We start from the raw sequence: 18,475 nt of genomic DNA on the forward strand, positions 1-18,475 counted from the left end.
CGCTTAACCTTATTCAAAAAAAATGCGTTGCCGTTTCACAAAGAAACCGGCAACGCATTTTCTATTTCTTCAAACTATTTTATCAGCGCGCTCCCACCATAAACACGGCGTTGGAGAACAACAGCTTTCCGTTTTCCCAGAAGCAACGGAACAACGGGTTGTCGGCGAGATAGACCACCGAGCCCTGCCCTTTTTGCTCCACACCAAACAACAGACTGTTGTCCAGTTTTTTGTTGATGCGCAGGCCGGCAAACCCTTGCACAGGTTTCGCTTTTCCTTTCAGGATGCCCACGTTGCCGCCATGTTCCAGATAGCCAAAGCGAAGTTCGTTGGTCTTCAGCGTGTAGTAGGTGTCTTTCAGCCCGAACGCCAGCGGGTGCGAGCTGTCGAGGGTCACTTTATAGATGGCACCCGAAATGGCGTCCGACATCTGGTTGCGTTCGTTGTTTTCGTAGCGGATCAGTGCTTCTTTTTCTTTCCACTCTTTATCTTTTTTCTCCATCTCGCTTTTCTCTGCATCCGACGTGTAGGGCTTCAGTGAGAAACCTTTGCGGTCGGTGAAGGCGTTGAGGCCGTTGGCCACCACAATGAGCTTGCCACCGGCCGAAACCCACGCAGACACTTGCTCCAGTGTGGCGTCGTCAAACACTCTGTAGTTGCCATCGGGCACGATCAGCACGTCGTATTTTTTCAGGTCTACCGTTTTGAAATAGTCGGTGCCCAGTTGGGTGATGGGGTAATGAATTTGTTGTTCGAAGAAGTGCCAGATTTCGCCGGTCGACAACGAATAGGTTTGTTCGCCAAACAACACGGCAATTTTCGGTGCTTTCAAAAATTTCACTTCGGGCGAGCCGGCATCATAGCCTTTGTCGGCAAAGCCTGTCGTGGCCGTGTAGATCTTGCGGTCGAGCGCTTTGGCGGCGTTCACCACCACGTTGTCGAAATCGTTCACCACTTCGTTGTTACGTCGGGTCACAATGAGCGTGCCCGGCTCGAACGACTGGCCGCTCACGCTAAAACCCTTCTCGGCAAAACGAACTCTCACCCCGCTCTTCAGCAAGGCCGTTAACAGCTCAACATCTTTCAGGCCTTGGTATCTGAAAATGTAGGAGTATGGTTTGGTGGCCACCGCCGTGTTGTCGGCAGGTTTGGGTTGAAATGTTTTCGCTGGGTTTATGCGTTCGTTCACGGCAAAAGCCTTCAGGTTGTAGGCATACATGAGGTTCCAGGCCGTGATGTCGTAGGTGATAGAATCGGAAAGCTTGGATTGTGGTTCGAACACCGTGGTGATGAAGCGTGACTTGGGCTGATACACGTTCACCACAATGTCGTCGGTGGTGAGGTTGAAGCCAGCCGTGGTTTGTGTTTGATAGTCGTAGCCACGGCTTGCTTTTCCGGCCGCGGGGTGGCCGTATTTAATGGCGTGCGTGTCCATCCACTGCGTGATCTTGGTCAGCTTGTCGGCGTTGTTGTCGCCTTTGATCACGTAGGTCTTGTAGGGCGACGCCGGTGTGTTTATGTTCTCGCGAAAAAACTTTTCGAATTCGTCTACCACTTTTGTCGCGTTTTGCGAGGTGATTTCCACCGTCGACAAGCCGGACGTGTAGTGATGTGTGAGGCGGTCTTTCAGCGTGAGGGCGTCGCCTTCTTCGGCAATGATGCTGAGGCCGCCATAGCCTCCCCCACCCTGCTCATAGGTCATGCCAATGGCGCCGTTGTAGGTGGGATAGGTGTCGCCATAGCTGGGGTAATACAAATCGAAACGTTCTTTGGTGAAATAGAGCCAGCCGTTTTCATCGAAGTGTTTGGCGTTGTTTTTTCCGATGGTGATTTGAAACTCGCGCTGCCAGGGTGTAATCACTTCGTGAAACGGCTCTGCAGCAGGAGCAAAATAGTAAGGTTCGTTATAGCCCTGTTCGTGAAAGTCGATGTGCACGTGGGGCATCCATTGGTGATATACTTTGAGGCGTTGCTGCGATTCTATTTGGGTTTCCCATGCCCAGTCGCGATTCAGGTCGAACAGGTAGTGGTTTGCTCTTCCGCCGGGCCAGGGTTCGTGGTGCTCTTTGGCATCGCCGCTGGTGTTGGCCGGTGAGTTAAAATATTGATTATAGAAGTTTGCATAGCGGTCGCGGCCGTCGGGGTTGATGCAGGGATCGAGAATCACCACGGTGTTCTTTAGCCACTCCTGAGTTTTTGCATTGCTGGTGTTGGCCAGGTCGTAGAGTGTCCACATGGCGGCTTCGAGCGAGCTGGCTTCGTTGCCGTGCACGTTGTAGCTCATCCACACAATGGCTTTTTTGTTAGCCGACGGCGTGCCGTCGAGCAGGCCGGTGCGCTTCAGGTTGTCCTGGCGGATTTGTTCGAGATTGGCAAAGTTTTCGGCCGAGGCCACCACGGCATACACCAGGGGGCGGTGTTCGTAGGTTTCGCCGTAGGAAACCAGCTCCACGTTGGGCATCACGTCGGCCACGTGTTTAAAATATTCCATCACCTTATAGTGACGGGTGAAACGGTCGCCCAATTCATAGCCCAGAAATTCTTTGGGGCTAAGAAGCTTTTGGGCCTGGAGAAAAGAACTGCTGGTTAGAAACAGGAGCAGGATTAGGTAGATCTTCTTCATATACAGGTTTTGACGTGGCAAGATGCGGAAAGGGTTTGAACGACTGCTATAAATTCTTATAGAAGGCGTTTGATTTGCGGTAAGTGGTGGTCGAAATGTTCGCGCATAAATTCAAGCGACTGCAAAACATCGAGCATGCCGGCTACAGGATGTTTATAGATGAGCTTGCGCAGATTTTTTTCGTCGATGGGTTCCAGAAAGTTTTTCAGTTCAGCCCGGGCCGTTGCCCAGCGCTCGGCAAGTTCGGGCAGCGAAGTGGTGGCGGGTGTGTTCTGCACCAGATAGCGGGGTGCGTTGTATTTGAACGGAAGACGTTGTGAAACTTTCAGCATCACCATTTTCAGGTCTTCCAACGCACCCGAGTTTTTTAGCGTGGCAACGCCCAGCGATTTCTTTTTCATGTAGGCCAGCGACAACTGTTCGGCCGTGATGAGGTGGTTCACGATGTAGTTCACCGACCACTTGCCATCGCGACTCGCGTTCAGCTTCGCGTCGGGCAGCGACGTCAGTTTTTGAAGCAACATTTGCTGCTCGTGCTGCAGGCGGTCGAATTGTTTTTGAAGTTTGGGGTGCATGTCGTTTTCGGATTTCTAAATTAATCATACAATCAACACCGTTGTGCCTTTTGCCTGCATCATTTTTATCGCTAGATTTAAGCAAACCTAATCCCTATTATATGAATACAAATTATGCTGGCTTCTGGCTCCGTTTCGTTGCAATCATCATTGATGGAATCATCGTTGGTATCGTTCAAGGTGTGTTAATCATGCCCGTGTTAGGCATTTTTGGACTTGGCATAGCAAAGTCTGCTCAAAACCTCGAAGCTGGCGACGAAGCACAGGCGCTTTCCATGGTGGCTGGCATCATGGCCTTGATGGGCATTGCCCAACTGGTGTTCTGGGTCATTCAAATCCTGTATCATACATTAATGGAGTCGTCCAAATATCAAGGCTCTGTTGGGAAAATTGTGCTGGGCCTGAAGGTGACTGACCTCGAAGGCAACAAGCTGGACTTCGGAAAAGCCTTTGTCCGTAACCTTTGCAAGGTGGTGTCGGGCCTTATCCTGTGCATCGGCTACATCATGGCCGGTCTCACCGAAAAGAAACAAGCCCTTCACGACATGATTGCCAGCACGCTGGTGGTGAAGAAATAAAAAGCGTTCGATTTAAAAATCTATAGAGAAGCCGGTGGAAGAAATTTCACCGGCTTTTTTTATATCAGAAATTTCAGTTTGCGTTCCACCATTTCGATGGTGGCCGGAAGCACGCCCAAAAATTCGCCATCGGCCTCAATGCAACAACGCGCGTCCGAAACAATTTCAATGCGTTTGGCCTGGCGATATGAAACGTCGGGGTGAATGATTTTCCTCCCTTGTTTCATGGATCCTGAATAGCGGATAAAGTCGAACACCGAAACTTTGCCACACACAAAGGCTTCAAACACGCCGTCGTCGGGTCGGGCGTCGGGCGCCACGCAAAGGCCGTGTCCATAATATTTGCTGTTGGCCACTGCCAGGGTGCGCAGCTTGCCTTGCCACTGCCACGTGTCGGCCGTCAACGTCACGTGCACGGGCTGATAGGTGAAGAACGTTCCGAGTATCGCCTGATAATACGACATGCCCGAACCAAAAGGCCGGTCGCTGGCCATCACTTTCTTCACCACCTCCGGCCCCATGCCCACGTCGGCTACGTTCACAAAATATTGCTGTCCTTCTTTTCCGTCTTCGGTGGTGAAGGTCACTTTGCCCACATCGATTTCTGCGGGCGAAAAATTTTTCAGCAGTCGCGTCAGCTCTCCTTCGTCGGCCTGAATTTCCATGCCGCGTGCAAAATCGTTTCCGGTTCCAATGGGAATCACGCCGAGCACGGGCAGGTGTTTGGAATCTTCTCTTCCTTCCAGCACGCCGTTCACCACCTGGTTCACGGTGCCGTCGCCACCGGCTGCAAAAATAATGTCGAAGTGTTTTTCGGTGGCCTTCGACGCCAGCGCGGTGGCGTCGTTTATGGAACGTGTTTCAAAAATCTGGGGCGCGCAAAGCACCTCGAGGGCAGGAAGAAATTTATTGTAGAAGTTTTTCTTCTCCAGAGAAATGCCATTCAGGACAACGGCAACTTTCACTTGCAATTTTTCTTGATCGCGGCTTTGGCATCGGCCGAACCCAGGTCTTCGGCGCGTTTAAAATCCAGACACGCGTCGTATTTGTTGTTCATGCTCAGCTTCACCAGCCCGCGTTGATAGAATGTTTCCGGATCGTTGGGATACAACTCGATCGATGATGAGTAGTCTTCTACGGCGCCCGCAAAATCTTCCTTCTCGGTTTTGCTCAGCGCACGATTGTCGAAGTACACCGGGTTGGTGGCGTCCATGGCGATAGCCTTTGTGTAGTCGGCAATGGCGCCGTCGTGATCTTCGATGCTGTATTTGGTGACCCCGCGAAGGTTGTAGGTTTCGGGTTCCTGAGGGTCGAGCTCAATGGCTTTGGTATAGTCTTCGATGGCGCCTTTAAAATCCAGTTTTGCGCCTTTGGCAAGCGCGCGGTTTTCATACATCTGGGCGTCTTTCGTTTCCAGCTTGATGGCCTCGTTGTAGTCGGCGATGGCCAGGTCAAGATTGCCCACGTTGTAGTGCGACACACCACGGTAGTTGTAGAGGCTGGCGTCGGTTTTATCGAGCTCAATGGCTTTGGTATAGTCGTCGATAGCGCTCACAAATTCGCCCAGCTCGGCTTTGGCCACCCCACGGTTAAAATATTTGTCGGCGTCGGCAGGGCCCAGTTCCAGGGCTTTCGAAAAATCGAAATAGGCGCCCTGCAAATCTTCCACGTCATACTTCGCCAAACCACGGTTGGTATAGGCTTCAGTGAACTTGGCGTTGAACTTTATGGCCTTTGTGAAATCTACAATGGCACCTTCGGCATCGCCCAGGGCCATCTTGGCTTCGCCCCGGTTGTTGAGGGCTTCGGCATAGGTTGAATCGGTTTCCAATGCAAAGTTCAAATCGCCAATGGCGCCATAAAAATCTTCGAGGCCCATTTTGGCTTCACCGCGAAGGGTGAGCGCCACTTTGTTTTTGGGATTGGCATCGATGATCTTCGACAGGTCTGCTTTTGCTCCGGCAAAGTCATTGGCCGCCAGTTTCTTTTTGGCGGCTTCCAGTGGAGCATCCTGCCCGGAGGCTGCGCTAAAAACGATGAGCGATAAAAAAATGAACAAAAGCTTTCTCATTGACGCTGATTTAATCGAGAGCCAAGTTAAAAAAATTAATCCGGCCCGGCGCCATGACGTGTTGAAATCGGAGGTGACTTACATCCGGTTTAGTCCGTCTGCAAAATTTTTATTCATCGCTGCCGTATTCCCCCTATCTTGAAACATCATTATTTTACCCATCCGGAATGAAAAAGATTTGCGTAGGCACCCTCGCGTTTTTCGGTATCGTTTCTGCCTTTGCCCAGGAAAAACCGTTGGACATGAAAATGGATTTCGAAGACTATGATCCGCCGTCCACCCTGGTGGTGCCGGAACATGTGTTGACGCGCGCCAAATATCCCTTCATCGACGTGCACAATCACCAATGGAACATGCCCACCCAGGACCTGAATGCCTTGCTGAAGGAAATGGACGCGTTGAACATGGCCGTGATGGTGAACCTGAGCGGCCGCGGCCGCGGCAGCACCGAACACCTGGAGCGCTCCCTCGAAAATGTGAACAAAACCAATCCCAAGCGACTCATCGTTTTCACCAACATGGACTTCGCGGCCATCGACGACCCCGAGTGGCAAGGGCGTATGTTGAAACAGTTGGAAGACGATGTGAAGAAAGGAGCCAACGGGCTGAAGATTTTCAAAACCCTGGGCATGTTTGTGAACGACAGCAAAGGCAACCGCATTCACATAGACGACCCACGCCTCGATCCCATCTGGGACAAGTGTGGTGCGCTGGGCATTCCGGTGCTCATTCACTCGGCCGATCCCAAATCGTTCTGGGACCCGATCGACAAAAACAACGAGCGCTGGCTTGAGTTGAAGCTTCATCCCGGGCGTCGTCACGACACCGACAAAGTATCGTGGGAGACCATCATTGAAGAGCAACACAACATGTTCCGGAAACATCCGAAAACAAAATTCATCAATGCCCACATGGGGTGGTATGGCAGTGACCTCAAAAAACTTGGCGCGCTCATGGACCAGCTTCCCAACATGTATGCAGAGATCGGCGCCGTCATTGCCGAGCTGGGCCGGCAGCCTCGTGCCGGGCGCGACTTCCTCATCAAATATCAGGACCGCGTCATGTTTGGGAAAGACTCGTGGGTGCCCGAAGAATACGCCACCTACTTCCGCGTGCTCGAAACAGCCGACGACTACTTCCCCTATCACAAACGCTATCATGCCTTCTGGCGAATGTATGGTCTTGCGCTTCCCGACGAGGTGCTGAAAAAGATCTACTACAAAAATGCATTGAAGGTGATCCCCCACATCGACGCGAGCCTCTTTCCCAAATAGCCTTCGATTAAAAACCATAAAACAAAAACGGCCGCCGTCTTTCAGAGACAGCGGCCGTTTTCTTTTGCGTAAAGTGGATCCTTTATTTAGCAGGTTCGCCTGCCGTTTCTTTTTTCAAACCTCCGAAGCGGAAACCGATGCCGGTGGAGAGTTGCACGTTTCTATATTCGAAATAAATGTTCGAGCTGGCGGGCACAGCGATGCCGGCCTGAAACACAAAGAAGAGGTGGTTGTCCATCATGTTGATGCGGCCCATAAAGGCAGGTTCCAGAAACACCTTCGCGTTTTTGTCGAGGTGAATGCTGGTGGCGTCTGTCGTAAACTCCGTGAAGTTCACCACCGACACGCGCGGGATGAACGAGAAGTGCATGATTTTTTTGTTGAAGCCAAAGGCAGGCTGAATGAAATAGCGTTCAAATTTTCCGGTGGCACGGGCGCTGGTGGTGCCCCAGAATTCGTAGTCGGCATAGCTCGAACCTTCGCCTTTTCCATAGCCTGCAAAAATTTCGTAGCACCAGTTTCCATCATTTTCGAAATAGCCCAGGCCACCTTCCAACAACTTATGACGATGATATTCGTCTTCCTGATCGGCATCGTAGCTGGTGCGGTCGGCAAACGAATAGTTGCCGATGACGCCGATGTGTTTGGTGATCGACAGTGCGGCTTGTGCATCAAGGCCGTTGCCAAACTGCATCGATCCTTGAAACTCACCGCCCTTTGTGAACATGGGCGAATTGCGCATGTTGGGAACGTACACCGGGGCGCACGATGCCAGCAACACAAGAGCAAGGAGGAAGACAGGTATACATTTTTTCATGCTGTTTTTATTTTATATCCATTTCACCATCGTAAAGTAATCTGCGGTACATGCCCGAATATTTCATGGTACAGAACGCCGATCGCTGTAAATTTACGGAAAAAGAAACCAAATGAATTTCAATCCCGAAAGTGCAAACGCGCTCATCCAAAACCGGCGTTCGGTGTTTCAAGCGCAATATAGCGGAGCCAAGGTAGACGATGCCATTGTGGAGCAGATGCTTGCCAACGCCAACTGGGCCCCCACACACAAACTGACCGAGCCGTGGCGCTTTGTGGTGTTCACAGACGAGGGCATCAAAAAACTTGCGGAGTTCCAGGCCGCGCTTTACAAAAAAGTGACTACAGCCGATGGTTCATTCAAAGAAGATAAATTCAACAATCTGCTCACAAAGCCGTTGCTGTCGTCGCACATCATTGCGGTGGGCATGAAACGCGACGAAAAAAAATCGCTCCCTCAGATCGAAGAGATTGGCGCCGTGTTTTGCGCCGTCGAAAACATGCACCTAACGGCCACGGCATACGGCGTGGGCGGCTATCTGAGCACGGGCGGTGTGACCTACTTCGAAGAAGCGAAAACATTTTTTGGCTGGGGCAACGACGACCTGCTCCTGGGATTCTTCCACATCGGTATGCCTAAGGGCACGCTGCCCGATGGACGACGAAAGCCCATCGAAGAAAAAGTTACGTGGGTGCGATAATGCACGCATTTACCTTTGTCTGGCTTAAATGTATTCACACCTTGACGGAGATGTTGCGGTTGTTGTTGCGCTGATTTGCGAAATGTCATCCAACGTCGTTCTGCTGCTTTACGGCTTGCAAAAGCCCTGGCATGAAGAGCACACAACGTTCATTCTGGTATGGTTTTCGTACCTTCCAAAACCTTAAACAAAAATGTTTTATGAAAACAATCGGTCTACTTTTTATGGGTTTTCTTTTGTCGACATCGGCACTTGCCCAGGTCATTGGAAAAACTTTTCCCGACATGGAGGCAGAATCGGTAGAAGACAAAAAGGTGAAACTTCCCCAGGACGTGAAGGGAAAATATACGCTGCTGGGATTGGCCTACTCCAAAAAATCGGAAGACGAACTCAACTCTTGGTTTCAACCAGTGTTCGAAAAATTTATTCAGAAAAACACGGGCCTGCTCTCGGGCTTTGGCTATGATGTGAATGTGTATTTTGTTCCCATGTTCACCGGTGTCAATGCCGCAGCAACAGGTACAGCCAAACGGAAAGCCATGAAAAACATTGACCCGCAATTGCTGCCCTACATTCTGTTCTATCGCGGCGAACTAAAGACCTATAAAGAAGCACTCGACTTCGAAAAACGCGACATTCCCTACTTTTTTGTGTTGGATGCCGAAGGAAAAATCATTCACGCCACGTCCGGAAAATATACCACAGCCAAGATGGACGCCGTGGAAGGTGTTTTAGAATAACCTCAAGGTACATCTCCCCGTTAAATTGACGATTTAAGTTTACCTTAGGTCGTCAATTTTTTTTATGAATGTGCTAACGTTACTGGCATTGGCGCTCGCCCCGGGTTGCGCCATCATGCTCTACATCTATCTCAAAGACAAACACGAACGTGAGCCCATCGGTCTGTTGGCGCTTAGCTTTGGCTATGGCCTGCTCAGCGTGCTGGTCACGCTATTCATCAGTTTTCCGGTAGATTCGTTTCTGCTGTTGAAAGAGAACGACGTGGTGCAGCAGTTTTTTAATGCGTTTTTCAAAGTGGCACTCATCGAAGAGTTCAGCAAGTTCATTTTTGTGCGTTTCATTCTCTACAACAACAAAAACTTCAACGAACCTTTCGACGGCATTGTCTACGCCGTGATGGTGAGCATGGGTTTTGCAACACTCGAAAACATCATCTACGTCTTTCAATATGGCTTTGCCACGGGCGTTTTGCGCGTGTTCACCGCGGTGCCCGCGCATGCCACGTTTGCCGTGCTCATGGGATTTTTTCTGGGGAAGGCAAAATTTTCGAAACGCCACGGCCTGTTGCTCAGTGCGCTTGCGCTGTTTGCGGCGGCACTCTTCCATGGTGCCTACGACTATTTCTGGTTCATCTCGTTCATTCCCGGGCTTTGGCTGGGCGCTATCGCATCGCTGATAGCGGGCTTCATTTTGTCGCGCAGGGCCATACGGCTGCACCAGCAATCATCGCCGTTCATTGTGCAGCCCGTGGCCGAAACCACCGTCGAGGCTCAGGAAACAATTGAATAGAAATTTTTTCAGGAACTGATCTTTTGCATCACCAGGGTGCGCTTGAAATACCCTTTCTTGATAAGCTTCATCAGCTGTTTTGCCGACGGGCGAATCTGGTAGAGCTGTTCGCCGTTCACGATCATTGAATCTACACGCACTTCTTTGGTGAGGTTACGCAGGGTGCTGTTGAAATTTTTTTCCTCCACGTCCATGGAGTAGTAGAGCAGGTCGCCGTTGGCATCGCGCTTTACAATGCGCAACAGCCACTCCGGGTTTTCATTGATGCTGAGAAAATAATATCCTTTGTAGAGCTTCAATACCAGGCTGTCGCCCAGCAAATTTTCTTTGCGGTCGCTCACCACGCGATAGCCACTTTCGGAAATCACCAGTGTGTCTTTCGATGTGCCCTTCTCGTCCGATAAAAGATACATGCCCCGAAGTTCGGTGGGCACTTTGGCGAGCGAGGCTTTTCCCTCCGGCTGTGCTTCGTGATAGGAGATTTCCTTGCACGAGACAATAACCGCAAACAAGCATACGACCAAAAGCTTATTCATACAAAATGAAACGGGTTATGCCGACCAAGGTAGCAAACCCGCTTCATTTAATGAAGCCTCAGCGCATCTTCTATGTCCTTCAGCAAATCGTCTTTTTGAAGGGCCGGTTCTTTTTGTTCGTCGGTCAGTGTGATGCGCAAGGCGCGCAATCCGTTGGCACCGGGCAGCTCTTCCAACTCGAGCTCTTCAATGTCGCCGGTGATGAGTTTCTTGCCGGCCAGGTAATGGAAATAGCGACGGTATTCGTCCTCCACTTTTGCCTGGTTGTAGACCACCGCAATCTTGCCGGGTTGTGTGAGGCGCTCGCCCGTGGTTTTCACGTGGGCCTTGTCTATGCGTTTCTTCACAATCTCGTAGCGTATGTCGTAGGCGCCATCCACATCGAAACGTTTTTCGTCGGCGCGGAAACGGATGGAGATGGGCTGATCATATACCAGCATCAGCTGGGTGATGTCGAGGTTGTTTTTCAGTTTGGGTTTCAGCGCTTCCATCTTGCGATAGATCTCTACCATGGTGACCAGTTGCCACAAGTGAAAATTTTTCAGATAGAACGTGTCGAAGGCTCTTCCTTTCACCAGCGAACTTCCCACATAGAGCGTGAATTCGACACCGTCGGTTTTATATTTTTCGAAGTAGTGCGGAAACATTTCCTGCGCGCTCACTTCGGCTTCGTCGAGGTGGTCGCCAATAGTTTTGTTGATGAGGGCCAGGTCTTCTTCAAACGCTTTGCGTCGTTTGTAGACCACACCAAACACAGGGTCGAGGTGCGCGCGATAACGCACGATGTGTTTCTTCAACTCGGCGTCTTCTTCAAAGTGCTGGATGAGCGGATGGATTTCGGTTTTCAAAAATTCGATCACGTTGCTTTCGTCGCCCGACGCGAGCCCGCGATTGATTTTTTGTTGCTGCTCTTCTGTCTTGAAAATCACTTCCTCCACCAGCGGCAGTTTCTTTTGCTCGTATATTTTTTGAAGGAGGTCTTTGGCCAGCTTCAGGTTCTGTTGAAAATCTTTTTGGATGGCGGCGCTGCGTTCAATAGACGAGTTGCGCACGTCCGAAAGGCCGAACAGCGGATACACGTCTTTGAATACAATTTCATCCATCAACGCTTTCTCGTCTCTGCGGCGCAGGTTCATCAACTTCACACCGGCTTCAAAGAAGCGCCACTGCACGCTGCTGTGAATGGCCGTGCATTCTTCCTGAATGAGCGCCCGCACTTCAGTAGACATTTCTTCCTTCACACGCTTCACGGCCGCCGTGAACATGGGCAACACGTTCTCTACTTTGTGAGCACTCACCGGGTTGAGCTTGCCTGCCGTGGGCGTAGCCAACTCGAGCATGCCGATGGTTTCGCCTTCTTCAATGAGCGGCGCCAGCAAAATGTTGTTGATGCCATTGGCCAGCAACGACTCTTCTATTTTAGAGGGGAAAGGATATTCCTTGAGGTTCTCTACCGTCACGTAGCGTTTCTCGATCCAGCTTCTTTCATATACCGAGCCGGTGTAGTCCTCGCACGGCTTGTCGTCTGTGGGGCGTTCGGCCAGGCTTCTCCAGCAACCGGAGGCAGAACTGTTGTTGAGAATGATGTTGTTGCTGGGGTCCATGTAGGCGATGCCCAGTTTCATTTCGGGTATGTTGAAAAGCGAGCGCAGCTTGTGCTGAATGGCCGAGAAGCTTGCTTCGTTCACCACGGCATCTTTTTTCAACAGGTCGTATTTGATCGACGACAACATTTCCTGCTCCGTCACGTCGATGAGGCGCATTTCGATGAAGCCGTGAAATTCGTAGTCTTCGGGATGGATGTATTGCAACCAGAGGTCCACGTCGTAGATTTTCTCCATCAAAAACTTCAGCACATGTTTTTCGATGGGCGTGGGTGTGGTGTTGCACACAATGTCGCAAAATTGGTGACTGATCTCCACCTTATAGACACGGTCCAGTCCGCTTTCGGGGTTGCGCAGGGTGAAGAGAATGGGCTTATCGTTGTCCATTTTCACACCATAAAATTTTTCGAGGATGAGCAGGCACGCTTTCACGGTTTTGCCCAAGGTCATGTGATTGTCGGGGAAATTAGTGGTCACCATTTCCTCGATGCGTTTCATGTCCAGGGTGCGGTCGAAGGCGCGTGTGCTGTATACGGACGTGAATTGAAAAGGCAGAATGGCCGCAATGCGTTCGGTGTCCTGGTTGGCCGGGGGCATCACCGCCGTCATCAGGAAGTTGATGAATGTTTTGTGTTTTTCCACGATCGAAAAATCTTCGATGGGCAGGCGGAGTTCCGGCGCCGTGTCGAGATAGTCCATCATGCCCTTCACAAAATCGGGCACTGCGCCTTGTGCGATGTTTCGTTCCCAATATTCAATGAGCAACCTTAGGCTCAAGATGGAGCGAAAGGGAAAATTACTATGGAGTGTAGAATGTTGCATAGGCGGCGAAAACAATATAATATAGCTTGTGAAACGAGAGTTTGAAAACGAGAGTTCGTTTAAAGAGACGCAAGTGTCAAATATTTAGTGTGGGGTGTTGTGCGTGCCAGACCAGGTGTTGGCCACCGACTTCCAACTTTTGGGGTAGCTCCCGTGTCTATGGGTATGTGAAAACAAGAACAAAGAACATGTGGGGTAAGCGTTTTGGTATCGTGTTAACGTTTGTGTTGGCGGGCTGTGGCCTGGCCAAAGAGGAAGGCAGCATCCAGGTGTCGTCCTATAGCTACGACTTTGCCGTGTCCCCCGACAATTGGGAGGCCGATTTTTCGGATTTCCCTTCGGGTGTCGACGACTCCTCTTTCTATGAATTGAAATTTGCCTATACCAACCGGCCCGCCAGCGTGGGCGGCGAAAAATCCTATATGCTGTCGGGCAACAACCACAGCGACGATCTTTTCATGTTCATGAAAAAAAAGATCACCAGCCTCGCACCCAACACCGACTACACCGTGGTGTTTGATGTAGAGCTGGCCACAAATGCCGTCAAAGGTTCTTATGGTGTGGGCGGCGCGCCCGGTGAAGGCGTTTTTCTAAAAGCAGGCGCCTCGGGTATGGAACCGAAAAAAGTTATCGACGGCAACACCTATGCATTCAATCTCGACAAAGGCAACCAGGCCAACGCTGGTGTGATGTCGACCGTGTTGGGCAACATTGCCGCGCCCGAAGGAACAAAAGATTATGTGCTGATCACCCGCACCAACGCGAGCAGCAATGTGGCGCCATTCATTGCGCGCACCAACCAGGATGGCGAAATCTGGCTTTTTGTGGGAACAGACTCCGGGTTCGAAGGAATCACCACGGTATACTACACGAAAGTGAGTGTGGTGTTCAGCGCGGTGGTGAAATAGGCCCTATTCTTCCTTTTTCTTCTTTTTCTTTTTTGGCTTGGGCACTTTGCCGATGCGCACGTCGCCCTTCAAAATAAGCCGGCAGGCTTTCAGCACTTCTTCTTCGAAGCCGTCGGAATCTTCGGGCAATATCTGCCAGCCGCTTTCCTTCACGCCAAAAACACCGATGGTGCGCAACGAAGCAAAATCCTTTCGCAAGCTTTCGTGGTGCTCGTGACTGGTGGCCACCCAAACGCCATTGTCGTCGGTGTGGGTGTCGCGGCGGCGCAGCATCATCATAACTTTTCCATTTATATAGATCGCATAGCCGCCAAACATAGGTCGCACCAGCGGATCCGCGGGCATCAAGGCTTCGAGCACAAAATCGAACGGAATGGTGGCGGTTTTTTTGCCTCCGGATGGACGTGGACTGCTTTTCTTTTTTATGGCCATGGCTACGAATGTGTTGGTGTGCTTCACAATTAACCTAAAAACCTGATAAAAACCCCGTTTGCATTGCCTGTGCCAAAGTATAATAATCGGAACTTTCCGGCGCACAGGGTCTAGCCTTTGCCTGCACCATTTCTTCATCCCGGGCCTTCAAAGGGCTTTTTTTGTAGTGGCATACAGCGAATTTCGGTAGTTGCGTTTTGTTGAAGACATCTGATAATCAAGTGAATGTAAGGTTGACCAAAGTTTTCAAATCCTTGCGTTATCGGGGCGTCGTACTTTTGCGGACCCTTAATTAACGTAAAAAGTATGCCCTCAAAAATTACCCTCCCCCTGGCATGTGCGGTCATGCTGGCCTTTGTTGTTCCTACCCGAGCCCAGGAGCAACCCAAAGAAGAAGACCTTTATGAATTGTCGCTGGAACAGTTGATGAACGTGCCCATCAATTCGGCCTCCAAGAAAGACGAGACCTTGTTTGATGCTCCCCTTTCGAGCTACACCATTACCCGCGCCGACATCGACAAAGCCGGATCTACAAGCATCATGGAAGCCCTGCGCCTCGCCCCCGGTGTCATTGTTCGCGAACAAACCAATGGCGTCTATGACATCCACATTCGTGGCTTTGATAACATTCTTCGCACAAACGAAGAATACACCAAATCGAACCTCGCCACGCTGGTGATGATCGACAACCGTCCCGTGTTCAACAACAACCTCGGTGGCACATTCTGGGAATCGCTCCCCATCGATCTCAATGATGTTGACCGCATTGAAGTTGTGCGCGGTCCTTCGGCACCATTGTTCGGTCCCAATGCCGTTACCGGCGTAATCAACATCATCACAAAACGTCCGAAAGACGCCGGCATCATGGCCCATGCCAATGTGCAGGCTGCCACACCCTCCACCTTCATTGTCAACGGTTCGTTTGGAAAGAAAGTCAGCGAGAAGTTCAACTTTGTGCTTTCCGGAAACTACCAGGACCGCAAGCGCTTTGATGACACCTACTACACGTCGGCTGCCTTGAACACTTATGTGCCGGTGGATCAGATTTCGACACGACCTGCAGAACAGTATCCCAATCCCGACCGGGCCATGAATAAGTATGGCGCCAATGCGTTTGTGAATTTCAAGCCGGCCGATTCGGTGTCGGTTGATGTAACGCTTGGTCTTCAGAAATCGGAGGTTCAAAAGAATTTCCTGGGTGGCAACCTGTCTACGCCGTTCACCACCAATCGCACCGAAAGTCAGTATGCCAACATTGCCGCATCGATCTATCATTTCAAGGTGCGTGGCTCGTTTGTGATGGGCAACGAAGACCTGAACGTGGCTTCGCCTCCTAACAAATACGATTTCAAGAACACCAACGCCGAAGCTGAATACGAAATTCATCTTGGCAAAGTGGCCACCGTTGTGCCCGGTGTGAGCTACCAGCAAGCACGCTACAACGACAAAGATTACTACACTGTGCCTACAGGTTCATTCCTCAACGGCCAGGAAGTTACCATCAACACCACTTCCGGATTTTTGCGCACCGACATTCGCCCTGTGAAAGCACTGCGTGTGATTGCCGCCGTGCGTGTTGACAAGTTTTCGGTACCCGACAAATCTTACTTCGCCTACGAGTTTGCCACCACTTATAAACTGAACGAAAGCAACCTGGTGCGCGCAGCCATTACCCGCTCCAACAGCGGCTCGTTTATTGGCAACGACTACCTGAACCTCGTCATCCCTGTGGGGCCTGGCACAAATTATACGCGCACCGGCAGCCAGAACCTCAGCCTCTTCCGCATCGACATGGTGGAGTTTGGCTACCGCAGCCAGCTGTCGAAAACTCTGCAACTCGACATCGACGTGTTCCATCAAAAAGCAGAAAACTTCACGGCGCTCATCACCACGTCGCCCATTTCGCAAGAGTTCCGGAATGTGCCCACCCTGGCCAAACAAACCGGCATCACGTTTTCGCTCAACCTCGTGCCCAACGAGAAGCTGCAGTTCAAACCTTTTGTGACATTCCAGAAAACAAAAACAGAAGCGTTGCCCGATGCCTATGTGGTGAACGTGACCACCACAACCGACAGCGATCACAAAAACACACCGTCGTTCTATGGTGGCTATTACCTGAACTACAAGCCCGACAAAAAAATCAACGTGAACCTGAACGGATACTATTTTGCCGCACACCGCCAATACAGCTCCGACAGCCCCACGGCCACCAGCGCTGCGGGTGACATCGCGGGCAAATTTCTCGTGAACCTGAAAGCTGCCTACAACATCACCGACAAATTCAATGTGTTTGTGAATGGCCGCAACATTCTGAACAGCAACACGCGCGAATACTACGCTACCGACCAGATCGGCGGTGTTTATGCCGTGGGCGCATCGTTTCACCTGAATTAAAACGTTGGTCTGAACGTACCGTTAGCCTAAACTGAGCCTAGGGCTGTTCTCTCCGGAGGGCAGCCTTTTTTATGGTATCGCTTTCAGAACGGTGCCGGTGCGCTGCAAATGAGCCTGACCATAGCGCTCGATGTAGTCTACCAAAAACATGAAAGGGTGATAGACTTCCATTTCATGCTGTTGCCGCAACCGTTGGGATATGCGCTCAATAAGTTGGGAGGCTTCGGGAAAGGCTTCCGGCAGGATCTCGTGGAGCACGGTGGTGATGTGGTGCGTTCGTTGCTTCAGTTCCAGGTCGGCCCACTCGGTGTTGAAGATCCGGAAAATGAACCGGCGCTCCTCGAAACCGGGAACAAGTTCGTGCAGCACAGGACAAAGGCGGTCGAAGAATTCGGGAGTATACATAGCGCTTCGTGATTAGGGTGTTCTTTCCATTGATTGATAGATAAAGAAACATCACCCGTCTGACAGCCCTATGTCAGCAGCGTTTTGTTGTGAGCTGAATCTTTTTTGACTTTTCGAAAATATCAATTGATTCTCAGTTCTACTTTCATGCCGCGCAGGTGGTTGAGAAGGGCTTGTTGCCAGGTTTCGTCGGCGTCCCATTTGGTGCCGAAGAAGACGTTGCCCGAATCGATGTGTTTGAAATAGAATTTGAACACCGTGGTGTTGGAAGGGATGTTCTTGAGTTGTTGCGTCGTTTCCGGGTAGGTGACCGACACCAGCGCGCTTTCCGATTTGCTCATGTCGTAGCCCAGCAGTTCTTTGCCCACCGCGCCGCGGCAATGCACAAAACAGAGCACATAGGTGAGGCCTTGTTTGCGCATTTCTTTTTCGGTGAGGGCGGGCTCCGTCATTTTATACTTCAGCGTGTAGTTGGCTTTGAAGATTTCTTCCAGTTCCGTATCGATGGCTTCGTCGCCGGTTTTTTGAACGGACAGGTTGTCAACTTTCAGGTCCATGGCATAGAACTCGTTGCGTTTGCCCACAATGAGGTTGATGGGCAGGCCGGTTTCGGGTGTGTCGTTGATGAGCAGGTTTTGTTTTTTCTGAGCGTTGGCTGCTGAACGGTAGAGTTCCTTCAGGGCTTCCGAAAAAACGCGGTTCGATGTGGACCACGCGCCCTGACCCGGTTCTATCACCGTCTCTTTGCCATTGATGGTGGTGGCGGTGAGCCGGTAGTCGGTTTCGGTTTTTTCGATGAGCACCAGGTTTGTCATTTCGCGCTTCGCGAAGTAGTCGGCAAAAGCCTTTGTCACGTCGCGGCTGGCCATGAGCATGTCAAGTTCAAAGTAGGCCACTGCGTCGATGCCCGTGCGTTGAAAGGTTAGCTGCGCATCGTTGAGCTCTTTTTCGGTGACGGTGTAGTTGTAGAAAACCACACTGCGCGCGCTCAGCAATTTTTCGGGAAGACCCGACTTCAGGTTCAATTGTTCAATCCACTGTTTTTCCGACAACACACGTTGTGCGTTTGTGGGTGCGGACAGCAAAAACAAAGCGATGGCAAAAAACAATAGTCTCACGTGTCGGCGATAAAATGTGGCTTCGGGATACAGGGTCAATACCAAAATCAATGACGGTTATATAGTTTGAAACGAAAATAAGGATTAA

17 protein-coding genes are annotated in these 18,475 nt (G+C 50.8%); 7 read left to right on the forward strand and 10 right to left on the reverse strand.

Going from position 1 to position 18,475, the window contains the following annotated elements:
• Positions 1-82: 82 nt before the first annotated feature.
• Together JI741_RS10850 and JI741_RS10855 are read right to left on the reverse strand one after the other, a co-directional pair.
• A complete protein-coding gene (locus JI741_RS10850) occupies positions 83-2,623 on the reverse strand; it encodes a M14 family metallopeptidase (RefSeq protein WP_202009114.1) in 2,541 nt (846 codons plus the stop codon).
• Positions 2,624-2,679: 56 nt separating this feature from the next.
• A complete protein-coding gene (locus tag JI741_RS10855) occupies positions 2,680-3,198 on the reverse strand; it encodes a DinB family protein (protein WP_202009116.1) in 519 nt (172 codons plus the stop codon).
• A 101-nt stretch (positions 3,199-3,299) separates the two neighbouring features.
• Between JI741_RS10855 and JI741_RS10860 the strand changes: the two genes are divergently transcribed.
• On the forward strand, positions 3,300-3,776 hold the full coding sequence (locus JI741_RS10860; RefSeq protein ID WP_202009118.1) for an RDD family protein: 477 nt from the start codon (positions 3,300-3,302) through the stop codon (positions 3,774-3,776).
• Positions 3,777-3,835: 59 nt separating this feature from the next.
• On the opposite strand, the gene JI741_RS10865 is transcribed toward JI741_RS10860, so the two are convergent.
• Together JI741_RS10865 and JI741_RS10870 are read right to left on the reverse strand one after the other, a co-directional pair.
• Positions 3,836-4,741, reverse strand: coding sequence for a diacylglycerol/lipid kinase family protein (locus tag JI741_RS10865; protein ID WP_202009120.1), 906 nt, complete (start codon positions 4,739-4,741; stop codon positions 3,836-3,838).
• On the reverse strand, positions 4,738-5,847 hold the full coding sequence (locus JI741_RS10870) for a tetratricopeptide repeat protein (protein WP_202009122.1): 1,110 nt from the start codon (positions 5,845-5,847) through the stop codon (positions 4,738-4,740). Before JI741_RS10870 ends, JI741_RS10865 begins: the two co-directional genes overlap by 4 nt.
• Before the next feature lie 242 nt (positions 5,848-6,089).
• Between JI741_RS10870 and JI741_RS10875 the strand changes: the two genes are divergently transcribed.
• Positions 6,090-7,121 carry an amidohydrolase family protein gene (locus JI741_RS10875; protein ID WP_236675997.1) on the forward strand — a complete coding sequence of 344 codons (1,032 nt, stop codon included), beginning with the start codon at positions 6,090-6,092 and terminating at the stop codon, positions 7,119-7,121.
• Between the two features lie 82 nt (positions 7,122-7,203).
• On the opposite strand, the gene JI741_RS10880 is transcribed toward JI741_RS10875, so the two are convergent.
• On the reverse strand, positions 7,204-7,938 hold the full coding sequence (locus JI741_RS10880; RefSeq protein ID WP_202009126.1) for a hypothetical protein: 735 nt from the start codon (positions 7,936-7,938) through the stop codon (positions 7,204-7,206).
• A 112-nt stretch (positions 7,939-8,050) separates the two neighbouring features.
• Between JI741_RS10880 and JI741_RS10885 the strand changes: the two genes are divergently transcribed.
• The 3 genes from JI741_RS10885 (at position 8,051) to JI741_RS10895 (ending at position 10,168) form a co-directional block, all read left to right on the forward strand.
• On the forward strand, positions 8,051-8,638 hold the full coding sequence (locus JI741_RS10885; RefSeq protein ID WP_202009128.1) for a nitroreductase family protein: 588 nt from the start codon (positions 8,051-8,053) through the stop codon (positions 8,636-8,638).
• A gap of 200 nt (positions 8,639-8,838) precedes the next feature.
• On the forward strand, positions 8,839-9,378 hold the full coding sequence (locus tag JI741_RS10890; RefSeq protein ID WP_202009130.1) for a TlpA family protein disulfide reductase: 540 nt from the start codon (positions 8,839-8,841) through the stop codon (positions 9,376-9,378).
• A gap of 64 nt (positions 9,379-9,442) precedes the next feature.
• Positions 9,443-10,168 carry a PrsW family glutamic-type intramembrane protease gene (locus tag JI741_RS10895; RefSeq protein WP_202009132.1) on the forward strand — a complete coding sequence of 242 codons (726 nt, stop codon included), beginning with the start codon at positions 9,443-9,445 and terminating at the stop codon, positions 10,166-10,168.
• An 8-nt stretch (positions 10,169-10,176) separates the two neighbouring features.
• Here JI741_RS10895 and JI741_RS10900 read toward each other — a convergent pair whose 3' ends face one another.
• Together JI741_RS10900 and JI741_RS10905 are read right to left on the reverse strand one after the other, a co-directional pair.
• Entirely contained in the window at positions 10,177-10,704 is a 528-nt protein-coding gene (locus tag JI741_RS10900; RefSeq protein ID WP_202009134.1) for a hypothetical protein, read from the reverse strand.
• Between the two features lie 47 nt (positions 10,705-10,751).
• On the reverse strand, positions 10,752-13,130 hold the full coding sequence (locus tag JI741_RS10905) for a PB1 domain-containing protein (protein WP_202009136.1): 2,379 nt from the start codon (positions 13,128-13,130) through the stop codon (positions 10,752-10,754).
• Between the two features lie 188 nt (positions 13,131-13,318).
• On the opposite strand from JI741_RS10905, the gene JI741_RS10910 reads away from it, so the two are divergent.
• Positions 13,319-14,038, forward strand: coding sequence for a hypothetical protein (locus JI741_RS10910; RefSeq protein ID WP_202009138.1), 720 nt, complete (start codon positions 13,319-13,321; stop codon positions 14,036-14,038).
• A gap of 3 nt (positions 14,039-14,041) precedes the next feature.
• Here JI741_RS10910 and JI741_RS10915 read toward each other — a convergent pair whose 3' ends face one another.
• Positions 14,042-14,470 (reverse strand): hypothetical protein, encoded by a 429-nt coding sequence (locus JI741_RS10915; protein WP_202009140.1) that lies wholly within the window; start codon positions 14,468-14,470, stop codon positions 14,042-14,044.
• 306 nt (positions 14,471-14,776) lie between these two features.
• Between JI741_RS10915 and JI741_RS10920 the strand changes: the two genes are divergently transcribed.
• The gene (locus JI741_RS10920) at positions 14,777-16,864 is read left to right on the forward strand and encodes a TonB-dependent receptor plug domain-containing protein (protein WP_202009142.1); all 2,088 of its coding nucleotides are present in this window, start codon (positions 14,777-14,779) and stop codon (positions 16,862-16,864) included.
• A 69-nt stretch (positions 16,865-16,933) separates the two neighbouring features.
• On the opposite strand, the gene JI741_RS10925 is transcribed toward JI741_RS10920, so the two are convergent.
• Positions 16,934-17,269, reverse strand: coding sequence for a hypothetical protein (locus JI741_RS10925; RefSeq protein WP_202009144.1), 336 nt, complete (start codon positions 17,267-17,269; stop codon positions 16,934-16,936).
• Positions 17,270-17,391: 122 nt separating this feature from the next.
• On the reverse strand, positions 17,392-18,432 hold the full coding sequence (locus JI741_RS10930) for a hypothetical protein (RefSeq protein ID WP_202009162.1): 1,041 nt from the start codon (positions 18,430-18,432) through the stop codon (positions 17,392-17,394).
• Between the last annotated feature and the right edge of the window lie 43 nt (positions 18,433-18,475).

Origin of the sequence: Chryseolinea lacunae, from assembly GCF_016735595.1 — a bacterium.
In the GTDB taxonomy this organism is placed as follows: Bacteria; Bacteroidota; Bacteroidia; order Cytophagales; family Cyclobacteriaceae; genus Chryseolinea; species Chryseolinea lacunae.